The sequence below is a fragment of the Peribacillus sp. Aquil_B1 genome (assembly GCF_022603275.1).
GTDB lineage: Bacteria > Bacillota > Bacilli > Bacillales > DSM-1321 > Peribacillus.
In genome coordinates this window covers 2,171,124-2,194,040 of record NZ_JAKXEE010000001.1, presented here as the reverse complement: position 1 = coordinate 2,194,040, position 22,917 = coordinate 2,171,124, and the positions used below count along the sequence as shown (strand labels likewise).

The window sequence follows — 22,917 nt, the reverse complement described above, 5'->3', positions numbered from 1 at the left end:
TTCGTTTGGTTGATTTGGCTTTTTTTTGAATGTTCTGCGGTTAAACAATGTTGTCACCTCTGCACTAAAACTTATTATCCTAGCATTTGCAATTTAATTACAAATTAACCATTTTGGATGTTAATGTTGCTCGCTTTATAAGGGGATTTCAAAAAAAACCTTGGTTTAAATAGTGACCCATTTCCTCTTCGCATAAAAAACTTGAAAATAGAGGAAACTGATACAATAAAAACTCATGTAATCAAAGGAGTTCACCATGAAAAGTAAACCCTTGCATATTAAATTGGATCAAAAACTGGAAAAATTGAAATCTGAATTGAATATGCAGGATGATGTAGTTTTTAAACAAATATTCATTCCCGGTTATGAAGTTTCGGGATTATTTGTATTTGTCAATGGAACGATGGATTACCCTGCATTCAATGAGATAGTCCTAGATTTATCGGCTGCCCAGGTTGAATCCAGGCATCCGGTTTCAATCGAGCAGCTGGTCATTTCCAAAATCTGTTCAGTCAGGGAACAGGATGTTGAAACGTATGAAACAGCTAAAGAGTATATTTTTGACGGAAAAACGCTTTTATTTATAGAGGGAATGGCAAATGGTTATGTCTTGAATCTGGAAAAGGAAAAAGTTCGCACACTGGGCGAGCCTTCGACAGAGAGGGTTGTCCGTGGACCGAAGCTTGGTTTTATCGAAAGTCTCCAGGAAAATATCGGCTTGATAAGGCAATATTCAAATCATCCCAACCTTATCGTCAAACAACAGAAGTTCGGGACGATGGAAAAACGGGAAGTTGCGTTGATCTATTATGAAGGAAAAGCGAGCGATTCTTTATTGAAAGAAGTGAATAAACGGATAAATGAAGTGAAAGCTACTGATCTTCAAGACTCGGGGATGCTTGAGGAATTAATTGAAGATACAGCGTTAACCCCTTTCCCGCAGATCCAGAATACGGAGCGTCCGGATAAAGTATTGGCTGCACTGCAGGAGGGCAGGGTGGTCATCATGGTTGACGGCTCGCCATTTGCGCTAATGGCACCTACGACGATAACGATGCTGCTTCAGTCACCGGATGATTATTATGAAAGATGGGTTGCAGGATCTTTTTTGCGTGTACTTCGCTACATTTCTTTATTTATTACCGTATTTCTTTCAGGGATTTATATTTCCCTGGTATCGTTCAACCCTGGAATGCTGCCGACAGAATTAGCGATGACGATCGCGGGTACAAGGGAGAACGTGCCATTTCCGCCGTTTGTTGAAGCTATCATCATGGAAGTAACGATTGAACTGCTTCGTGAAGCAGGTATTCGGCTCCCATCACCGATTGGTCAAACGGTTGGATTGGTGGGCGGTGTCATTATTGGACAAGCAGCCGTTCAAGCGAATATTGTTAGTTCCCTGATGGTCATAATCGTTTCGATCACGACGATTACCTCCTTTACGGTACCACAATATAGCTTTGGACTGGCGTTTAGGGCTTTAAGATTCGGGGCGATGATTTTTGCCGCCGTTTTAGGTTTATACGGTACAACATTATTCTTTATCATCGTTATCAGCCATTTGTCAAAATTGACCAGCTTTCAAGAACCTTATTTTCAACCAATGGATTTTATCGGTAAAAAGACTTGGAAGGATGCGTTCCTACGGTTACCGAAGCGGAAAAAAGGGGGGAATTCTTTTGAGTCAATCCGACGGCAAAATTCTTAGTGGCGAATTGGCTGCGATCATTTCTTGCAGCATGCTAGGAATTGGAATGCTGACCCTTCCTAGGACGATAACGGAAAAAATCCATTCGACCGATGGATGGATCGTCTTGATTTTTAATGGGATCGCTATTGCCCTTTTGATATGCTTATTGGTTGTTCTGTTAAAAAAACATAAGGTGGCTAACTATTATACATACATGGAGGAGGCCTATGGAAAGTGGCTCTCCAAACTTATTGGAATGATCGTAGTCGTGTACTTTATAGGCGTGGCCAGCTTTGAAGTTCTTGCGATGAGTGAGATGGTCCGGTTTTATTTGTTGGAGGAAACCCCGGTTGAGATCGTGATACTTACCATGATTTTAGCGGGTGTGCATCTTTTGACAGGAAAAATTAAAGCCATAGCAAAGGCGTGTGTTTTCTTTCTTCCTTTGACAATAGTCATCGTCTTGCTCATTTATTTGTTCAGTCTCAGAGTAGTCGAGATAAAAAACCTCCAGCCTGTTCTTGCGAAAGGATTTCTTCCTGTCATGAAAGGAATGGGATCCGGAACTTTGTCTTTTTTTGGAATAGAACTTTTCATCTTTTTGTTTGGCGTCGTTAAAAATCAAAACAAAATAAAAAGCGGCGTTTTAATCGGTTTTTTCATACCGCTGATTTTATATGTGATTACATATGTATTGGTAGTGGCTACACTGACTGTCCCGGAAGTCAAAGCAGTTACGTGGCCAACCATTTCCTTTATCCAGTCCTATGAAGTAACAGGCATATTTTTAGAACGTATGGAGCTATTTCTCTTAATAACCTGGATTCTTCAGTTTTTTTTAACACATGCTATTTACTATTACTTCGCAGCAGAAGGACTGACGAAAATTTTTAACAATTCATATACGACTAATCTCATTGTACTGGTTCCCGTCGTTTTTTTTCTGGCCAAATTTCCTAAAAATACAATCGACATCTTTAAAATGAGCGATTTGCTGGGATATCTATTTCCGGTTATATTGATTGGCTTGCCCATTATCACATTCGTAATCGTTCAAGTGAAAAGGAGTAGAAGAAGCGGATGAAAAGATTATGGTTGATTTTGCTTATTCCTTTACTTACAGGCTGTTGGGACAGTGTAAATATAGAAGAATTATCGCTTGTCGTTGGAGTGGGAATCGATAAAAGCAAAAAGAAAGACGAAATCATGTTAACTCAGCAAATTCTGGTGCCTCCAGGAAATAGTGTTCAGGAAAATCAAGCTCAATTAAAATATAAAAATGTTTCCGTCAGTGCTAAAACGCTGCATGAAGCAATAAGGGACTCGTTACTCATAACCAATACGGTTTTAACCAATCATCAGCGTATCATCCTTATTAATGAAGATGTATTAAAGAAATTCCCGATGGAAGCGATCATTAACCAGTCGATACGTGATAATAATACAAGGAGAAGCTGTCATGTTTATTTAACAAAGAGACCGACGAAAGAAATATTGGGACGATCCGAAGATGGGGAAATCCCCTCGAATGTAATCTATGAATTGAAAGATAATGAGAACAGAACGAATAAGATACTTCCGCCTTTAACACTAGGCAAAGCATCCTCAAATTTGCAGTCAGATGGAAGCTTTGCCATTCAGGCCGTTGATATTAGGGGTGGGAAATTAATTTTGGAGGGTGCAGGGGTGATCAACAATTCAAAGTTGGTCGGGGTCATGAATGACGAAGATATAGCTGCATTAAATTGGTTAAACGGAGAGGTAAAGGGCGGAATAATTGAAGCCGTCCAACACGGTGAGCCTTTAAGTGTTGAAGTGATCAATAGGATAAGGAGGAAAATCACGACGGAATTGAACGGTGATCATTTGACGATCAATATTCAGGTCGGTTACACAGGAAGACTTTCGGAAGATTGGTATGGTAAGGAAAACTCATTTAAGGAAGGCTATCTAAAAGATGTTGAGCGTGTTGCTGAGGATGAAGTGAAGAAAGATGTCGAGAAAATCGTATACAAATTACAGCATGATTATAAAACAGGGGTAGCAGGATTATATCGTTATGTGCAAAATCAGCATCCAAAGTATTGGGAGAAAAATAAGCAGAAATGGGACGAAGTTTTCAGTAAAGCTGATATTAATTATGAAGTGGACATAAGGATCGTAGACTTCGGTTCAAAAGGAGGGATAAAGTGAATGATCATAAGTGAAAAAACCTTCCAAATGGGAAGGTTTTTTTGTCAATGGACTTAAATTATCGATCATTTATTATTCAAAGAAAAGGTCCATTCAAGGCGCACCGAACGTTCTTGGCAGATTCGTCACTTCATGTGCAACCCTGATGCCGGATTGAATGGCTCCTTCAATCCAAGCAGGTACGGTTGATGTATGCTCACCAGCGAAGTGGACCCTTCCTTCAGGAGTTGGGATGTATGGAAACAAGTCCGTCTCCTGACCAGGTTTAAACATGGAGAAAGCGCCGTATGCATACTGATTCAGTGTCCAGCTATAAGAAGCTCCTGATAAAAAATGATCATATACTTGTTTTCCATGGACCGTTGCTAAATTTTTCAATGCGTGTTGTAAACGATCATTTTCAGGAAGTATATCCCATAAAGTGGCATCATCTTCCCATGTGTAACTTGCTAAGATGAGACCGGATTCACTCTGGTTACTCGTTTGGCTGGGGTAATAAGAAAATCTTATAGGTAAATCGGTCGTCAATTTACCGCCGAAGATACCTTCCTTTTCCCAAAACCTATGCGTGAACTGAAGACCAATTTTTGTGGAAGCGGCATAATGAAGTTCCCTTATTGCCTTCCACTTATTATGAGAAAAGGAATTCCGGGGTTCAATATCCATAAATTGCAGCAATTGAAGAGGAATCGTCACGATGGCAAGGTCACCGGTAACCGTTAAGGGGTTTTGGCTTTGAGTATGTTTGGAATGGATGGTGACTTGATTATCATGTTGGATGATCTTTGTCACTTCATATCGGAAGTTAAGATTTTCCTTCAATTCCGGTAGAAAAGCATATGGAAGCCGGTCGTTTCCACCTTCGATTGCAAAAAAATTCACGTCTGGATTAAAGAGCGGCATAAGCTCCCGAAGTATGGCCGGAAAAGAAAGTTCCGGGAATCCTTCTAAACCCATCAGGACTTTGATGCTTTCAATCGCCCCTGTCGAAAGGCTGATTCCGACTGGATTGTACTGCAAAAAGAAGCTCATGGAGTATTTATCAAACTCTTTAATGACTATTTCCCAATTTCTACGTGGGTTTTGAATGATGAAGTCAGTCACAGGCTTAATTGCCATGTTGAGTAATTCTTCAGCTGTTTTACCCCTTTCATGGGGAGCTACAGGGTACCTCAGTATATCCGGGTTTCGTTGATATATGGCAGCGGTCGTCTTGATTCCATTGGCATAAATGGGGTCATTAGGAGTCGCATTCACAAAGGTGTTGACTCGTAAACCATACTTCTTGATGTATTCCGCAACTAAATAATGATAATTCGGAATGCGCATGGCACCGGCTTCAAGGTAGGAACCTTCTGAAAATGGTTCCCGTATGGTCAAAACACGCCCTCCGACCCGCCCGGTTGCTTCCAATATCGTTACTTCGTGCCCCGCTTGTTTTAAAAGCGATGCTGCAACCAACCCAGACATGCCGGCACCAATGATAATGATTTTTTTGGGGATTGGAGAAGGCCCAAGGCCATTTCTGATAACAGCAAGCATTTGCTCGGGTGATAACGGATCTTTGAAAAGGGACAAAGTGTTTTTCTCCTCTCTTGTTACACCTTCTATATGGGATTTACGCTATCTTATTCCTATGGGGTGACCATTTATGAAGGATCTTCAATAATTTGTCATGTTAGTGGATAGTAAAATTTTTAGGACATGGTAAGAAATCCACTCAATATATATATCAAAAATAACCTCGATAGAATATTAAATAAACCATTAACAAAAAACATCATTAAGTGAATGCTGACCTTCTGTTAAAACCTATGAAAACTTAGTTTGTGGAATATTATTAAATATTTTCCTTTACAGAGGAGATACTACCAAGAGACAAACGTTAGAAAGGAAGACAGTATGGATCATATACAAATGGCCCGTGCGATGTTCGGGACGAATATGGCTGTACATATCATATTTGCAACGATTGGCGTCGGGTTGCCGATGATGATGTTGGCAGCGGAATTGATGTATCAAAGGACAAAGGATTTACAGTATGTCGTCATGGCTAAACGCTGGACGAAAACATTAGGAGTTTTACTTGGGGTCGGCATTCCGACTGGGACGATTGCTGGTGTGCAGCTGTCACTATTATGGCCTGGGTTCATGGAAGTGATTGGACGTGTCATGGCGCTTCCATTCCAGATCGAGATATATGCATTCATGGTTGAAGCGCTGTTCATGTCAATCTACGTGTATGCTGCTGAAAAAATTAAGCCATGGGCCCGAATCGTCAGTTTATTCTTTGTTGCATTCGGAGCATTGGCTTCGGCTGTATTGATTTCGAATGTCCATGCTTTTGAGGGGACACCGGCGGGGTTTCGGTTTGAAAATGGGGAGATCGTCGATGTCGATCCTTGGGCGGCATTTTTCAATCCAAGTTTCTTGGTGACGGCAGGACATACAGCCCTGACTGCTTATACTACAGGCGCTTTTGTCGTAGCGTCCGTTGCAGCCTATAAGATGCTGAAAAATAAATATGGCACTGCTGAATTTAATTTTCACCAAAAAGCACTGAGGCTCAGTATTGTATTGGGTTTAGTTTTTTCTTTTTTGACGGCATTGAACGGTCATGCGACTACACAGCATTTATATAGGGAACAGCCGGAGAAACTGGCGGCTGCAGAAGGGTTGTTTGAAACAAAGGACCATGCCGGACTTACCTTGTTTGGTTATACCGATAGGGAAGCCCAGGAAGTGAAGTATGGGATTGAATTCCCATGGTTATTAAGCTTTCTATCCGGTAATAGCTTTGATACGGTAGTGACCGGCTTGAACGATTTTCCAGAAGAGTATTGGCCCCCGCTTTATGTCCATATCTTATTCAACGCCATGGTCATCATCGGTTCCGGCTTAATCGCCTTAGCACTGTTTGCATTAGTATGGAATAAATGGCTGAAAAAGGAGACATATCCGAAATGGATTCTTTGGCTGTTTGTTGCGTCAGGACCGCTTTCGGTGATTTCAATTGAATGCGGTTGGATTTTTGCTTGTACAGGCAGACAGCCATGGACGATATATAGGATGCTGACCACGGAGGATTCAGTCACTTCGTACGAAAACCTTGGATTTTTATTCACGATGTTCATTATTGTATATATCATTTTATGCGTTTCGGTCGTGTTTACACTTTTGTATTATTTCAAACGTCATTCCGTGATGGATGATATATATAAAGCCGAACAGAAAGATGTAAGGCTTTTCGATTCGAATTCATAAAAGGGGGGAAGGCGAATGAGTGATGCTCTTCTTGCAATAACACTGGTCTGGGGGTTTATTTTTCTTTATGCCATCATGGCCTCTATGGATTTTGGCGCTGGCTTCTGGGCAATGACTTACATTAAAAAGGAAGAAACGAATGCTACCAAAATCGCAAATAGCTATTTATCACCAACTTGGGAAGTGACCAATACTTTTGTCGTTGGTCTTGTGATTGCGATTTACAGTTTATTTCCAGGTGCTGTTTTCCCGATAGGGGTAGCCTTGATCGTACCCGCGAGCCTGATACTTGTCCTGCTATGTATTAGGAGTGCTTTCTTGGTTTTCTCTCATAGCGTAGACAAATATGAAAAAGCGTTAACGTATATTTCAGGATTGACGGGGTTGATCATACCCGGGCTATTAATCAGCGTATTGCCAATCACCCACCTTGGATTTGTCGAAGGCGTGAGAGGAAATGAAGAATTGAATCTATCTAAACTTTTCACGAGTCCAAATGAGTATGCATTTGTGGGGTTCGGAATTATGAGCACCCTTTTTTTATCATCTTTGCTCCTATCCGATTACTCAAAACAGGCCGATGAAATGAAAGCATACAAAATATATCGCAGGGATGCGATGATAACGGGCCCGCTTATGTTAGTCATGGCTCTGTTGGTTATGCTTACGTTAAGAAACGAAGCGAATTGGATTTACCAAGGAATGATGAAAAACTCTGCATTATTATTCATCTCGCTCATTTTTTTCATCGTTAGCGGGATAGCACTGTACTTACCCTATTTTTCTAAGCAAGAGGTAAAAGGAATGCCTCGAATCGCTGTAATAGCGATTATCATTCAGTATTTAATCGGCAGTTATGTTTATGGTATCGCACATTTACCTTATATCATCTATCCAAATGTCACGATTCTTTCAGGATTTACCGATCCAACCTCATTCCGGGCCGTGTTTGCCACATATATCGTGGGCTTTGCGATATTAGTGCCAGGGTTCTATTATTTCTGGTCCATCTTCATGAAAGATCAGCGTCGAAAGTTCAAGCGGCGGCAAATGTCAAATTAGTCATCTTTGAAAAGAGAGGTTATCACTATGAAAAAGTTAGATCTGCTAAAATATGCGGTTTTAGTCATCTCACTATTTTTGAGCTATCAAGCGGTTGAAGCGCATGATAAAAATTTTCAGGTAGATGGCACATATATATCAACAAAAAGAGATGTAACAGGTGACCAGAAAATAGACATCATCCAGGTTCAGGGACTGCCATTTGAGGAAGGAAGCAAGTTTCTGAAGAAAATTGAGTTAAGTGTGGAAAGCAATCGCCGTACAATCAGCGTCCCGCTTGAAGCTGGGTATACTCCAGATCTAAAGGTGGCCGACTTGAATAATGATGGAGTCCAGGATGTATTGGTCACGGTTTTGAAAGAAGGCAGAGAGCGGTTGATATCCAGTTACGCCTATGCGTTTAAGGACGGAAAAGTGAAGGAACTGGAAGTCCCTCCATCCGTCCCAGTAATCGCACAATTTCTTGACGGATACAAAGCGGAAATCATTATCGAAGGTCAAAAGCCTGTGGTGATAGATGTTAGTTCCAGAAAACAAGTGTATGATGAATTGGGCATTTATCGAAATGGAAAACTAAATGAACCGACAGAGCTTTTGGTTGATCCATACTCTTCACTGGACCCCAAGAGCGTTTTTGGAAAAGGAAAAGGACTTATGGGAGTCCAAAACGTAAAAGGGTCCGATGGACGTGCTCCGATTTTGAAGATCAAATCAGTATGGAAGTATGACAATGGATGGCAGCTTGTAAAAGCACAGGTTAAACCGGTCAAGGGCAGTGAATGACAATATGTATCACATGCATTATTAAATAAAGTAAGTGACAGCTCTTGATTATGAGGGCTGTTTTTTTGTAGATAATTAAAAATTGACAATTTTTAAATATTTGGTAAAATCTAAATAAATCCAGTTAACTACATAACCACATCTCTTTATGTTGTTAAATGTAAGCGGATACAAGAAGGAGGTGCAGTCTTACGGAGTTAAAAGAAAAAATAATTGAAACATCGTTGACGCTCTTCGATCAGCATGGTTTTCATGGTGTCTCCGTTAACGAAATCGTTAAGGCTTGCGGAACTAGCAAGGGTGGTTTTTATCACCATTTCTCTTCCAAAGATGAACTTTTATTTGTCATCCATGATTACTTTATTTCATATGTTTTAACAAAAGCACAGGAAGCCATCTCAGAAAGTACCCATCCAACAGAAAAAATGCAAAAGATCATTCAATCATTTGTTAAAGTTTTTGACCTCTATAAACCACACATCTCAGTTTTCTATCAAGAAAGCATTTACTTAAAACCGCCCTATGTTAAAGCAATCAAAAACAAGCGTCAAATGTATAAAGAAATCATATTTTCCGTTATCAAAGAAGGTATTGACAAGGGGGTATTCCGCAGCGAATTGCCAGTGGAAATTACCGGAATGTCAATTCTTGGCATGGTGAACTGGTCCTACAAATGGTACAAAAGGGACGGTGGAAAAACGATTGATGAAATCGGTGATATTTACGTGGATTTAATTCTGAATGCCCTATTGATAGATAAACAAAAAGAAGCGGAAATCACCCAGCCATTTTTACTGAAGAACAAAGTTGTTGTGGATTAAACAATAAACTTGATTTGCACAGACCAACTAGTCGGTCTCAATAGAAAGGGGAATGAATATATGGATTTTTCACTTACAAAAGAACAGCAAATGATTAAGGAAATGGTTAGGGAATTTGCCGAAAAGGAAATTAAACCCATTGCGATTGAGTTGGATGCAAAGTCCATGTTTGCGGAGGATGTATTTAAAAAAATGGGGAAACTCGGATTGCTTGGGATTCCGTTTCCTGATGAATATGGCGGTTCGGGCGGAGATACGATTTCGTATGCCATTGCAGTTGAAGAGGTTGGGAAGGCATGCGGGGGAACCGGTTTAAGTTATGCAGCAGCCGTTTCGCTCGGGGCAAGTCCAATTTACTATTTTGGAACCGAAGAACAGAAGCAAAAATACCTGGTTCCAATCACGACCGGTGAGACTCTGGCAGCTTTCGGGTTGACAGAGCCTAATGCGGGTTCCGATGCTGGCGGCACTAGAACCACTGCCGTGTTGGAAGGTGATGAGTATGTGATCAATGGCGAGAAAACTTGGATTACAAATGCCAGCTATTCAAGGACGGTTACCGTCACAGCTGTATCGGGCAAAGATTCCAAGGGCAAGAATATCATTTCGGCATTCATCGTGCCAACCGATACCCAAGGGCTTACGATCAATAGCAATTATGAAAAAATGGGCGTTCGAGCTTCCAATACTTGTGAAATCATTCTGGATAATGTCCGGGTGCCAAAGGAAAATTTATTGGGAGATCCGGACAAAGGGTTCAAACAATTCTTATTCACGCTTGATGGAGGTAGGATTTCCATTGCAGCTTTGGCCGTCGGTATCGCTCAGGCTGCCTTTGATAAAGCTTTAGCTTTTTCAAAAGAGCGCATTCAATTCGGTAAATCGATATCAAACTTCCAGGCCATTCAATTCAAGCTGGCAGACATGGCGATGGAAATTGAATTGGCGAGGAATATGGTATATAAGGCTGCATGGTTAAAAGACAATAAAAAACCTTTTGCAAAGGAAGCGGCATACGCCAAGCTTTTTGCAAGTGAAACCGCGTTCAGGGCCAGCAATCAAGCGATTCAAATACACGGCGGATCTGGTTACATGCGCGAATATGAGGTGGAGCGCTATTTAAGAGATGCCAAGTTATTGGAGATTGGTGAAGGCACATCCGAAATTCAAAGACTCGTTATCGCCAGACAATTAGGCTGTTAATCTTTATGGAACGTAAAATGAACGATGATGCTTTGGTTCATTTTGGTGAAAAGCAGATGTTATCTATACAGCAAAACGCGTCCATTCTTACTTTTATTTGATTAGGAGGAGTTTGATGTCTGATTTGCTAGATGTTACTATCGGGAAACTGCTTGAAAGGACAGCGGAACAATATGGTGATAATGAAGCGGTTGTATACCATGAACTAGGCCTGCGCCATTCCTATCGCGAATTTGAAAAGATTTGCCGAAAGGCGGCCAGGGGGTTCATGTCACTAGATATTAATAAAGGGGAACATATCGCCATTTGGGCATCCAATAAACCGGAATGGCTTATATCCCAATTTTCGACCGCGAAAATGGGCGGAGTCCTGGTAACGGTCAATACTAATTACCGCACAAGTGAACTGGAATACCTGCTCAAACAATCCGATTCCACGACGATCATCCTGATGGAACAATATAAGGATCATTCATATATAGATACGCTGTACGAAATCGTTCCTGAATTGAAAAATGCAGAACCAGGAAAATTACAATCTGAGAAACTGCCAAAACTGAAAAATATCATCGTTTTAGGTGAAAAGCGTTATCCCGGAACGTTTTCGTGGGATGAAGTCATTAGCGGGAGCGAATCCGTTTCGGAGGAATTGCTGGACATGAGAATGGAGGAGTTGGCTCCCGGTGATGTGATTAATATGCAATATACATCAGGGACGACAGGATTTCCAAAAGGAGTGATGCTGACTCATTCCAACTTGGTCAATAACGGATTGAATGTCGCGGAGTGCATGAAGCTTACCGAAGCTGACAGGCTTTGCATCCCGGTACCGTTTTTTCATTGTTTCGGCTGTTCCCTTGGCACGATGGCCTCTGTTTCTGTAGGGGCAACAATGGTGCCGATCGTGGAATTTAATCCACGCGTTGTCCTTCAGACAGTTGAAGCCGAAAAATGTACGGGGCTTCATGGTGTACCGACGATGTTCATTGCTGAACTTAATCTCGAAGACTTTGACCAATACGATTTACGTTCGCTACGGACTGGTATCATGGCAGGATCCACATGTCCGACCGAAGTCATGAAAAGCGTGGTGAATAAGATGGGCATCTCGGAAATCACGATCACTTATGGTCAAACGGAATCTTCTCCAGGAATTACGATGACAAGAACGGACGATCCAATCGAACTTCGTGTTTCCTCAGTGGGAAGGGCTTTGCCGAAAGTGGAAGTGAAAATTGTCGATCCAGCTACTGGGGAAGAAGTCCAGCGGGGCAAACAGGGAGAGCTCTGTTCAAGGGGATACCATGTAATGAAGGGATATTATAATAACCCTGAAGCCACTGAGCAGGCGATTGACCGGGAAGGCTGGCTTCATACGGGAGATTTGGCGGTGATGGATGAAAGGGGTTATTGCAAGATTACAGGCCGGCTGAAAGATATGATCATTCGCGGAGGGGAAAATATTTACCCCCGTGAGATTGAAGAATTCCTCTATCAACATCCTGCAATTGTCGATGTCCAGGTACTCGGCGTTCCAGATCAGAAGTACGGGGAAGAGGTAGCGGCATGGATCATTTTGAAAGCAGGAGAAACACTGACGGAGAAAGAATTGATAGAGTATTGCAAAGGGAAAATATCTTTTCATAAAATTCCCCGGTACATTCAATTTACCGATGCTTATCCAATGACTGCATCCGGAAAAATCCAAAAGTATAAGCTTCGGCAACAAACTCTTGACCTACTATCGGAACGCACTAAATAAGGAGGTTATCGAATGATTCGAAAAATTCTTATCGCAAACAGGGGAGAAATAGCATCACGCATTATACGTACATGCAGGAAGCTGGGGATACATACTGTCGCTGTCCATTCGGAAGCAGATTCGGATTCGCCATTTGTGGGTTTGGCGGATGAGGCATATTTACTGGGTGGCCCGAGAGTACAGGAAAGCTATTTAAACGTCAATAAGATTTTGGAAATAGCTAAGGAAACCGGAGTGGAGGCCATTCATCCTGGATATGGATTTCTTAGTGAAAATGCAGATTTCGCACGTTCATGCGAAGAAGCCGGCTTGATATTCATTGGTCCCAAACCAGAGATCATCCAACAGATGGGCAATAAAGTCGAGGCGAGGAAAAAGATGGAGCAAGCGGGACTTCCGTTGGTGCCTGGATTTTCACGTCCGTTAATTGATAGTGCGGAAGCGGCAGCCGTTGCTGACAAAATTGGCTACCCAGTCATGTTAAAAGCAGCAGCAGGCGGCGGGGGAATCGGCATGCAGGCGGTTGCTAATGAGGATGAACTGACCAAGGCCTTCGAGGGGAATCAAAAACGTGCCCAATTGTTTTTTGGCAATGGAGATATGTTCATAGAAAAATTGATTGAGAAGCCTCGTCATATCGAAATTCAGGTATTGGCGGATTCCTTTGGGAATGCTGTTTACTTATGGGAAAGGGAATGCTCCGTTCAAAGGCGCCACCAGAAGGTCGTGGAAGAGGCTCCCTCATCTTTCCTTGACGAAGAAACAAGAAACAGGATGGGAACGGCTGCAGTGAAAGCGGTAAAATCCATCGGTTATAGCAATGCGGGCACCCTCGAATTTTTAGTTGATGCAAATAAAAATTTTTATTTCCTGGAAATGAATACACGCCTTCAGGTGGAGCATCCTGTCACCGAAGAAATTACTGGGCTGGATTTGGTTGAACAGCAAATTAAAATTGCATCTGGCAACAAATTGGAATTTACGCAAAGTGAGATTAAACAGGATGGACACTCCATTGAAGTGCGCATATATGCTGAAGATCCGAAAACCTTTTATCCAGCACCAGGGAAAATCACAAGCATGGAACTTCCGGAAGGTGAAGGGATCCGTCATGAATTGGCTGTCCATGGAACTTCGGTCGTATCCCACTTTTATGATCCGATGATCGCCAAATTGGTGGTGAGCGGCGATTCAAGGGATAATGCGATCGAGAGATTAAGAGAAGCGCTCGCAAGCTATAAAATAGAAGGAATTAAAACAAACCTTCCTTTGCTGATGGAAATCATTTCTCATGAAGCTTTTTCCCAAGGAGATACGACTACGGATTTCATTGCAAAATATATAAAAAAATTGACTGTATAACGCATATTTTAAAACATAATGATCAGGAGGAATGTAAGATGGCAGAATTAAAGGCAAGCATGGCAGGAAGCGTTTGGAAAATCGTGGCGAACGAAGGGCAAAGTGTATCCGACGGACAGGATATCATAATCTTGGAATCGATGAAAATGGAAATCCCCATTGCAGCCGAGGAAGCTGGCACCATTAAAGAACTTAAAGTGAATGAAGGGGATTTCGTAAATGAGGGTGACGTTTTGGCCGTCATTGAATAAAGGGACGGAGGGGTAAGATGAATTGGCCTGAAAATGTGACAATCAAGGAAGTGGGTCCGCGCGACGGGTTGCAAAATGAAAAGGTCCTGATACCTGCACAAAGCAAAATGGAATGGATCGATCAGCTCTCTGATACGGGATTATCTTATATAGAAGTGACTTCTTTTGTCCATCCAAAGTGGATTCCCCAATTGAGTGATGCTGCCCTGGTGGCTAAGGGAATAAAGCGCAATCCCGGTATTACTTATGCGGCCCTTGTACCTAATCAAAGGGGACTTGAGTCGGCTCTTGAAGCCAATATCGATGAAATTTCCGTGTTCATGTCTTCCAGTGAAACGCATAATCTTAAAAATATCAATAAGTCGATTTCCGATACCTTTCCAATAATGAAGGATGTCATCGGGACAGCAGCTAACAGCGGGAAAACGGTTAGGGGCTATATTTCAACCGTTTTCGGCTGTCCTTATGAAGGGGAGGTTCCGATCGAACAGGTTTTCCGTGTTTGTGATCAACTTTTTGAATATGGAATCAATGAAGTCTCATTGGGTGATACCATTGGGGTCGCTTCTCCAAGACAGGTTGCACTGTTCCTTGAACAGGCTGTAAAAAGATATGATATAAGCCGGATTGCCCTCCATTTTCATGATACAAGGGGAATGGCACTCGCAAATGTTCTTGAATCACTTAATTATGGTGTGGACACTTTCGACTCTTCGCTCGGAGGTTTAGGAGGATGCCCGTATGCACCAGGTGCGAGCGGAAACGTGGCTACGGATGACCTGGTTCATATGCTACATAAAATGGGAATTCACACGGGTATCGATCCAGAAAAACTAATGAAGGCTGCGGCATTGATGCAAGGTCTTTTGGAAAAACCACTGCCTAGCCATCAGATGGCTGTTTATAACGCACAATAAGAGAAATCGAGGTGAATGTATGACTTCATTAGTTGAAATAAGTACTGAGGAAAAGGGAATTGCCCTCGTGACGTTGAATCGGCCTGATGCTGCTAATGCCTTATCCACGGAATTGCTTCATTGCTTGGTTGAAGGGCTGGAGGAATTGAAAAGTGATTCCAATTTACGAACAGTCATTATAACGGGAGCAGGTGAAAAGGCGTTTTGTGCAGGTGCGGATCTTAAGGAACGAGCAGGTATGAATGATGATAAAGTCAGGGAGACAGTCAAGTTGATTGGAGATACGATTACGGCTGTAGAAAACCTTCCAGTTCCGGTCATCGCCGCGATTAACGGTTCGGCTTTTGGCGGAGGGCTGGAGTTGGCATTAGCTTGTGACATACGCATCGCATCGGAAACGGCGAAGGTGGGACTGACAGAAACATCGTTAGGCATCATCCCAGGCGCCGGCGGTACACAGCGACTGCCGCGGATAGTCGGAATGCCGACAGCGAAAGAACTGATTTATACGGCTAGGAGACTGGATGCAAAAACGGCACATGCCTTGAAAATCATCAGTCATGTATATTCACCCCAACATTTACTTGAGGAAGCGAAAAAATTGGCTAAGGAAATTGCGGTCAATGCCCCATTGGCACTCCGGGCTGCAAAAGCGGCGATCAATCAAGGGGCTGAGACTGACTTGAAATCAGGCTTGCAAATTGAAAAAGACTGCTATCAGACAACTTTAAAAACCCGTGACCGACTGGAGGGTCTGTCAGCATTCAAGGAAAAGCGCAAACCGGTATTTAAGGGGCAATGATTTCAATTGAAGGAGGAACAGGGATGGTAACGACGGATAAACTAACCGAAACGGTTGAGACGATTAAAAAAGGCGGTTTAGAAAAATATCATCAAAAAAACGCTGAAAAAGGAAAGCTTTTCGTACGTGAACGGCTCGAGCTGCTTTTCGATGAAGGGGTTGAAATAGAGGACGCTTTCTTTGCTAATTGTGCCAGTGATGGTCTGCCTGCCGACGGCGTGGTTACAGGCATCGGGAAAATCAATGGTCAGAGGGTCTGTGTCATGGCCAATGATTCGACTGTTAAAGCTGGTTCCTGGGGAGCAAGAACCGTCGAGAAAATCATTCGCATTCAGGAAACAGCTGAGAAATTACAGCTGCCCCTTCTTTATTTAGTCGATTCTGCCGGGGCACGAATTACAGATCAAGTAGAAATGTTTCCGGGACGCCGCGGAGCGGGTCGCATCTTTTACAACCAAGTTAAGTTATCAGGAAAAGTCCCGCAAATTTGTCTTTTGTTCGGTCCGTCTGCAGCCGGCGGGGCATATATCCCAGCCTTTTGTGATATCGTCGTAATGGTTGATGGCAATGCATCCATGTATTTAGGTTCACCGAGAATGGCAGAAATGGTCATAGGAGAAAAGGTGAGTGAAGAGGAAATGGGCGGGGCGAAAATGCATTGTTCCGTTTCAGGATGCGGGGATGTGCTTGTCAAGTCAGAAGAAGAATCGATCGCGTTTGCACGCAGGTACTTAAGCTATTTTCCAGGAAATTATCAAGAAAAGCCGAAAAGCGTAAAACCTGAGCTGCCTGCGGATTTCGAAAAAACGTTGGAAGACCTGATTCCTAAAAATCAGAATGCAGCCTTCAATATGTATGACCTGATCGATAGGATTATAGACAGGCAATCGTTTTGTGAAATCAAGAAGCTATTTGCCCCTGAATTAATCACTGGGCTTGCAAGGCTAAATGGACAAACGATAGGGATCATAGCCAATCAGCCGCGTGTCAAAGGCGGCGTCCTGTTCCATGATTCAGCTGATAAGGCAGCCAAGTTCATCAATTTATGTGATGCTTTCCATATACCGTTGTTGTTCCTGGTGGATATTCCAGGATTCATGATTGGGACGAAGGTCGAACGGGCAGGAATCATTCGCCATGGTGCGAAAATGATTTCGGCCATGAGTGAAGCAACGGTTCCCAAGATTTCTGTCATTGTCCGAAAGGCTTATGGCGCTGGACTATACGCGATGGCCGGTCCAGCTTTTGAACCGGACTGCGTTCTGGCCTTACCGACGGCATTGATAGCGGTCATGGGGGCAGAAGCTGCGGTCAATGCAGTCTATGCCAATAAAATCAATGCAATGGAACCAGAAGAGCGCCCTAAATTCATCGAACAGAAGCGCAATGAGTATAATGAAGACATCGATATTTACCGCTTAGCTTCCGAGATGATTGTTGATGGCATCATCCAGCCAAATGACCTGCGTGATGAATTGAGCGCCCGCTTTGAAGCGTATAGCAGTAAGCAATTGACTTTTACCGATCGTAAACATGGGGTCTATCCCGTTTAAAGAATTCAATAAACAAGCCCGGTCATCATGACTGGGCTTGTTTTCATGTGATAAAATAAATGATTATTTAAATAATTAGAAAATTTTTCTGATTTAGAGTTGCTAAATCACACAAGGAAGAGTACTATAATTAGTAATTAATGATTTACTAATTACTTGAATTCCATACTTAGTGAAAGAAAGTGAGAGTTGCCATGGCTCAGCAGGAAAAAAAGAAATATATTACACCAGATGGATACACAGCAGATATTGCGATCTTTACGATTACTACGAAGAAAACAGCAGAGAAAGCCCCACCTGAAATGTTTTTGAAGCTATTATTAATCAAACGTGCCACAAAAGATAAGGAAGGAAGCCCCAATGTAGAAGGAGATAAATGGGCTTTACCTGGAGGCTTTGTCAATGCTGGAGAGACTGCCTATGAAGCAGCCAAACGAGAATTGAAAGAAGAAACGGGCGTAGCTGGATTCCATGTCAAGCATTTCGGGGTTTATGACCGGCCAGGACGCGATCCCAGGGGCTGGATCATTTCCAATGCTTTTTATGCCATTGTCCAGGAAGAGTTTCTTCATCAAAGAAAAGCGAATGACGACGCAGCCGAGGTTGAATTGTTCACGATTCAGGAAGCCTTACAATTAGATCTTGCATTCGATCATTATACAATTATTAACGATGCGATGAATTTAATGAAAAAAGAAATGGTGCAAACGACGATAGCCCAAAATTTCCTGCCGGATGAATTTACACTTTCTGAGCTGCAACGGGTTTTGCTGACAGCCAGAGATGATGCAAAAATCAGTGCAGACTCACTCTTTTATGCAAAAGCCCCGAAGCTCCCGTTTTTGGAGAAAGTGTTGGATGAAAAGGGAATGCAGAAGAAAACGAAACGGAATTCGTATCGGCCTTCACAGCTTTACCGATTTAATGCAGAGGTTGTCATGGACTCTATTTACTATTGAGGGGGAATGGAAGATATGGGGAAAAAGGCATTGATCAATATAGATTATACGTATGACTTCGTGGCGGACGGGGGTTCATTGACCTGCGGGAAGCCAGGTCAGGATATCGAGAAGGAATTAGTCAATATAACCAGAGATTTTATCAAACATGGCGAATTTACGGTATTCGCGATTGATTTACATGAAGAAGGAGACCGCTTACATCCCGAATCGAATTTGTTTCCACCGCATAATATTAGGGGTACAATGGGTAGAGACCTATACGGGGCGTTAAAAGAGGAATATGAAACTAATAAAAATCAAAAGAATGTTCATTATATAGATAAAACACGTTATTCGGCCTTTGCAGGAACGGACCTTGATATCCGCCTGCGGGCACGTCACATCACCGATGTATATTTAGTCGGGGTTTGTACAGATATCTGTATTTTGCATACGGCAATCGACGCTTATAATCTAGGCTATAATATCTTTGTATATGAAAATGCAGTGGCCTCGTTCAATGATGCCGGTCACCATTGGGCGCTTGGACATTTTAAAGGATCTCTTGGAGCAACCATTCTATAATATCCATTCAAGCAACAGAATAGAAGGGAAGCGAATGCTTCTCTTTTGGGAGGAACTATCCATGGAAAAAAAATACAACGACGACAGTTACGCATTACACACTGACCTTTACCAAATCAATATGGCCCAAACTTATTGGCAGGACAAAACACATAACCGAAAGGCAGTTTTCGAAATATTTTTCAGAAAGCTTCCATTTAACAGCGGATATGCGATTTTTGCAGGACTTGAAAAAATTGTCCATTACCTTCAAAACTTTTCCTTCTCGGAAAGTGATATCGACTATTTAAAAAATGATCTGCATTATGAAGAAGAATTTTTGGATTATTTGAAGAACATTCGTTTCACGGGAGAAATCCGCTGCATGAAAGAGGGAGAGCTTGTCTTCGGCAATGAACCGATTTTACGGGTGGAGGCACCGCTCGGTGAAGCTCAACTCATTGAAACTGCGCTGCTTAACATTGTGAACTATCACACACTCGTGGCAACAAAAGCTTCACGCATCAAACAGGTAATCGGTGAAGAATCTGCCCTTGAATTCGGTTCAAGGCGGGCGCAAGAAATGGATGCTGCAATTTGGGGAGCGAGAGCGGCCTATATTGCTGGCTTTGATTCAACTAGTAATGTACGTGCTGGAAAGCTGTTCGGTATTCCGGTTTCAGGGACTCATGCACATTCCATGATCCAAGCTTATAAAGATGAATATACCGCTTTTCATAAATATGCTGTTTCCCATAAAGACTGTGTATTCTTGGTTGATACTTATGATACATTGCGTTCTGGCATCCCGAATGCAATCCGTGTTGCCAAGGAACTGGGCGATAAAATCAACTTCATTGGCGTCCGTCTTGACAGCGGTGATTTAGCTTACTTATCAAAAGAAGCACGGCGTATGCTTGATGCTGCAGGGTTCCATGATGCGAAGATTGTCGCTTCCAATGACTTGGATGAATATACGATCATCAACCTGAAACAACAAGGAGCAAGAATTGACATTTGGGGCATCGGAACCAAATTGATTACGGCTTATGACCAGCCAGCGCTCGGTGCCGTTTATAAAATGGTTTCAATAGAGGGCGAAGATGGGAATATGAGAGATACCATCAAAATTTCTTCTAACCCTGAAAAGGTTACGACACCTGGCTTAAAACGAGTATATCGCATCATCAATAAAGTGAACCATCATGCTGAAGGTGATTATTTGGCGATGGAATATGAGAAGCCGCAGGAACAGGAAAAATTAAAAATGTTTCATCCTGTCCATACCTTCCTAAGTAAATTCGTCACGGATTTCGATGCGGTTGACCTGCATGTGGATATTTTCAAGGATGGAAATTTGATTTATGAATTGCCAACCATAGATGAAATCAAGGCATTCACGCAAAAAAATCTCCAAGTATTATGGCCGGAGTACCTGCGTGCACTTAATCCTGAAGAATACCCGGTAGATCTAAGCCAGGATTGTTGGGATAATAAAATGAGGAATATAGATGAAGTAAAAGCCAATGTAGAAAGAATGCTAACGAAATGACAATCCTATTTTATTAGAAAGCGGGGCTTTGCCAATGCGTCCATTACAAAAAGAAATCGTAAAAAAATTACTTGTCCAACCAACGATCGATCCTGAAGTCGAATTCAGGAAAAGTGTTGATTTATTAAAAGGGTATATGAAGAAAAATACGTTTCTGAAAAGCTTTGTACTTGGAATATCTGGAGGGCAAGATTCAACACTGGCGGGGTATATTGCCCAAACCGCTGTCAATGAATTGAATGAAGAAAAGAATGGCAGCGACTATAAGTTTGTTGCTGTAAGCTTGCCATATGGAGTACAGGCTGATGAGGATGACAGGCAGCTTGCTTTAAAATTCATCAAGCCAAGCCAAACGGTTACAGTCAACATCAAGGAAGCGGTGGATGCATCAGTAAAAGCTGTGGAAGAAGCAGTTTCTGAAAAGCTATCGAATTTCTTAAGGGGAAATGTTAAAGCACGTGAGCGAATGAAGGTACAATATGATTTGGCCGGACTTTATAAAGGCGTCGTGCTTGGTACGGACCATGCAGCAGAAGCGATCACAGGATTCTTTACGAAACATGGTGACGGCGCAGCGGATATCCTTCCATTATACCGATTGAATAAAAGGCAGGGAAAAGAAATCCTGAAATTCGTCGGTGCACCTGAGCGTCTTTATACGAAAATACCAACGGCCGATTTGGAAGATGACAAACCGTTGCTTCCTGATGAAGCGGCTTTAGGCGTTAGCTACGATGAAATCGATGATTACCTTGAAGGCAAGGAAATCAGAACGGAAGCTGCTGAAATCATCGAAGGTTGGTATACTAAAACCGAACATAAACGCAATGAAGCCATTAATGTTTACGATACTTGGTGGAAATAAATGAAGCTGATAAGTTTTCCCGCATCACATAAGATGCGGGTTTTTTTGCAAGAACATAACGAGCACCTTGGCCAACACATCAGTAATGAAATATTAACGGCAAAGGGGAAAACTAAATGTCGACTCAACATATGGATTTATCCAGGATCATTGAAGAAACATGCAAGGGAATTGAATTCTCGGGTGTAATCGGTGTGAAAGCGGGAGATGACCTGATCCATAGCTCAGCACATGGCTATTCCAATCGAGCGGATGAAATCATGAATACGACCGAAACAAAGTTCGGAATTGCTTCCGGGTGTAAACTGTTTACGTCGATAGCCATTTGCCAGTTAATGCAAAAAGGGACTCTTAGGTTCGATTCAAAGCTTAAAGACTGTCTTCCGATCGTGTTTCCAAATTTTAATCAAAATGTAACCATTCATCATCTCTTAACACACACTTCGGGCATTCCTGATTACTTTGATGAAGATGTGATGGATGATTTTGAAGAGCTTTGGCAGAAAAATCCGATGTACCATATAAAAAGATTAAAAGATTTCCTCCCAATGTTTCAAGATGATGTGATGATGTTCGAACCCGGGGAAAGATTTCATTACAATAATGCAGGCTATATTTTATTAGGATTGATTGTTGAGGAACTAACCGGGCTCGAGTTTTCGGAATATATCGACAAGAACATCTTTCTGCCTTGTGAAATGAAAAATTCCGGTTATTTTTCCATGGACCAGCTTCCTAAAAATACTGCATTAGGGTACATTGATGAAGAAAATGGAGCATGGAGAACGAATGTTTATTCCCTTCCGATCAAAGGCGGTGCGGATGGAGGGGCGTATATTACAACATCGGATATGTTCAGGTTTTGGGAGAGGTTATTTTCCAATCAGTTACTGAATCAAGCATATACCACTCTCTTATTGGAAGCCCATATTGCTACTGGAGAAGAAGGGGAATACTATGGGTATGGTCTATGGATCCGTAAAAAAAATGACGGGATTTTCAAATATCATCTTATGGGGTATGATCCGGGTGTAAGTTTCAATTCTGCGGTATATCCGGCAAATCGATTGAGAACCGTCATTACTTCAAATGAAAGCACGGGTCCATACCATATTACTTGCGCGATTGAAAAAGAACTATAAACAAAGGGAACCTTTCTGCTTGTGAAGGGTTCCCTTTGTTTATAGTGAAATTGAATTCAATCATGGATATCATATTTTAGATTTAAGAAAGGGACGAATTCGCATTCAATTGCTCCATTGTTTCCAGAACTTCTGAATAGTGAAGATACTTCAACTGTATCTTTATCAAGACGCGGCGTATTTCTTG

Annotated in this window: 20 protein-coding genes; 19 read left to right on the top strand and 1 reads right to left on the bottom strand. The window is 42.1% G+C overall.

Going from position 1 to position 22,917, the window contains the following annotated elements; all coding sequences use genetic code 11:
• The first annotated feature begins 256 nt into the window (after positions 1 to 256).
• From MPH60_RS10785 to MPH60_RS10775, 3 genes are read left to right on the top strand one after another with little or no spacing between them, the layout of a single operon-like run.
• Positions 257 to 1,711: a spore germination protein gene (locus MPH60_RS10785; RefSeq protein WP_241588696.1), complete on the top strand. Its 1,455-nt coding sequence runs from the start codon at positions 257 to 259 to the stop codon at positions 1,709 to 1,711.
• Complete coding sequence (locus MPH60_RS10780; RefSeq protein ID WP_241588695.1) at positions 1,683 to 2,777, top strand: GerAB/ArcD/ProY family transporter; 1,095 nt, start codon at positions 1,683 to 1,685, stop codon at positions 2,775 to 2,777. Before MPH60_RS10785 ends, MPH60_RS10780 begins: the two co-directional genes overlap by 29 nt.
• Positions 2,774 to 3,886, top strand: coding sequence for a Ger(x)C family spore germination protein (locus MPH60_RS10775; protein ID WP_241588694.1), 1,113 nt, complete (start codon positions 2,774 to 2,776; stop codon positions 3,884 to 3,886). The genes MPH60_RS10780 and MPH60_RS10775 overlap by 4 nt, the downstream gene beginning before the upstream one ends.
• Positions 3,887 to 3,979: 93 nt before the next feature.
• Here the strand turns inward: MPH60_RS10775 and MPH60_RS10770 are convergent, their stop codons facing one another.
• Entirely contained in the window at positions 3,980 to 5,428 is a 1,449-nt protein-coding gene (locus MPH60_RS10770) for a flavin monoamine oxidase family protein (RefSeq protein ID WP_405390740.1), read from the bottom strand.
• A gap of 360 nt (positions 5,429 to 5,788) precedes the next feature.
• Here MPH60_RS10770 and MPH60_RS10765 point away from each other — a divergent pair, with 360 nt between their 5' ends.
• From MPH60_RS10765 to MPH60_RS10690, 16 genes are all read left to right on the top strand, one after another.
• Positions 5,789 to 7,150, top strand: coding sequence for a cytochrome ubiquinol oxidase subunit I (locus MPH60_RS10765; RefSeq protein WP_241588692.1), 1,362 nt, complete (start codon positions 5,789 to 5,791; stop codon positions 7,148 to 7,150).
• 15 nt (positions 7,151 to 7,165) lie between these two features.
• A complete protein-coding gene (locus MPH60_RS10760; protein ID WP_241588691.1) occupies positions 7,166 to 8,212 on the top strand; it encodes a cytochrome d ubiquinol oxidase subunit II in 1,047 nt (348 codons plus the stop codon).
• A 27-nt stretch (positions 8,213 to 8,239) separates the two neighbouring features.
• Positions 8,240 to 8,995 carry a hypothetical protein gene (locus tag MPH60_RS10755; protein WP_241588690.1) on the top strand — a complete coding sequence of 252 codons (756 nt, stop codon included), beginning with the start codon at positions 8,240 to 8,242 and terminating at the stop codon, positions 8,993 to 8,995.
• A 209-nt stretch (positions 8,996 to 9,204) separates the two neighbouring features.
• Positions 9,205 to 9,816, top strand: coding sequence for a TetR/AcrR family transcriptional regulator (locus MPH60_RS10750; protein WP_336275360.1), 612 nt, complete (start codon positions 9,205 to 9,207; stop codon positions 9,814 to 9,816).
• A gap of 60 nt (positions 9,817 to 9,876) precedes the next feature.
• Positions 9,877 to 11,019, top strand: a complete 1,143-nt coding sequence (locus MPH60_RS10745) for an acyl-CoA dehydrogenase (protein WP_241588688.1) — start codon at positions 9,877 to 9,879, stop codon at positions 11,017 to 11,019.
• A gap of 124 nt (positions 11,020 to 11,143) precedes the next feature.
• Positions 11,144 to 12,781 (top strand): AMP-binding protein, encoded by a 1,638-nt coding sequence (locus MPH60_RS10740; RefSeq protein ID WP_241589030.1) that lies wholly within the window; start codon positions 11,144 to 11,146, stop codon positions 12,779 to 12,781.
• A gap of 12 nt (positions 12,782 to 12,793) precedes the next feature.
• Entirely contained in the window at positions 12,794 to 14,143 is a 1,350-nt protein-coding gene (locus MPH60_RS10735) for an acetyl-CoA carboxylase biotin carboxylase subunit (protein ID WP_241588687.1), read from the top strand.
• A 38-nt stretch (positions 14,144 to 14,181) separates the two neighbouring features.
• Positions 14,182 to 14,394, top strand: coding sequence for an acetyl-CoA carboxylase biotin carboxyl carrier protein subunit (locus tag MPH60_RS10730; protein WP_241588686.1), 213 nt, complete (start codon positions 14,182 to 14,184; stop codon positions 14,392 to 14,394).
• A 17-nt stretch (positions 14,395 to 14,411) separates the two neighbouring features.
• Complete coding sequence (locus tag MPH60_RS10725; protein WP_241588685.1) at positions 14,412 to 15,311, top strand: hydroxymethylglutaryl-CoA lyase; 900 nt, start codon at positions 14,412 to 14,414, stop codon at positions 15,309 to 15,311.
• 19 nt (positions 15,312 to 15,330) lie between these two features.
• Complete coding sequence (locus tag MPH60_RS10720; protein ID WP_241588684.1) at positions 15,331 to 16,113, top strand: enoyl-CoA hydratase; 783 nt, start codon at positions 15,331 to 15,333, stop codon at positions 16,111 to 16,113.
• Between the two features lie 23 nt (positions 16,114 to 16,136).
• Positions 16,137 to 17,666: an acyl-CoA carboxylase subunit beta gene (locus MPH60_RS10715; protein WP_241588683.1), complete on the top strand. Its 1,530-nt coding sequence runs from the start codon at positions 16,137 to 16,139 to the stop codon at positions 17,664 to 17,666.
• A gap of 194 nt (positions 17,667 to 17,860) precedes the next feature.
• Positions 17,861 to 18,625 (top strand): NUDIX domain-containing protein, encoded by a 765-nt coding sequence (locus MPH60_RS10710; RefSeq protein ID WP_241588682.1) that lies wholly within the window; start codon positions 17,861 to 17,863, stop codon positions 18,623 to 18,625.
• Positions 18,626 to 18,640: 15 nt separating this feature from the next.
• Positions 18,641 to 19,192, top strand: coding sequence for a cysteine hydrolase family protein (locus MPH60_RS10705; protein WP_241588681.1), 552 nt, complete (start codon positions 18,641 to 18,643; stop codon positions 19,190 to 19,192).
• A gap of 61 nt (positions 19,193 to 19,253) precedes the next feature.
• Positions 19,254 to 20,723, top strand: a complete 1,470-nt coding sequence (locus MPH60_RS10700; protein ID WP_241588680.1) for a nicotinate phosphoribosyltransferase — start codon at positions 19,254 to 19,256, stop codon at positions 20,721 to 20,723.
• A gap of 34 nt (positions 20,724 to 20,757) precedes the next feature.
• Positions 20,758 to 21,588, top strand: coding sequence for an ammonia-dependent NAD(+) synthetase (gene nadE, locus MPH60_RS10695; protein ID WP_241588679.1), 831 nt, complete (start codon positions 20,758 to 20,760; stop codon positions 21,586 to 21,588).
• Between the two features lie 116 nt (positions 21,589 to 21,704).
• Positions 21,705 to 22,730, top strand: coding sequence for a serine hydrolase domain-containing protein (locus MPH60_RS10690; protein WP_241588678.1), 1,026 nt, complete (start codon positions 21,705 to 21,707; stop codon positions 22,728 to 22,730).
• Positions 22,731 to 22,917 lie beyond the last annotated feature (187 nt).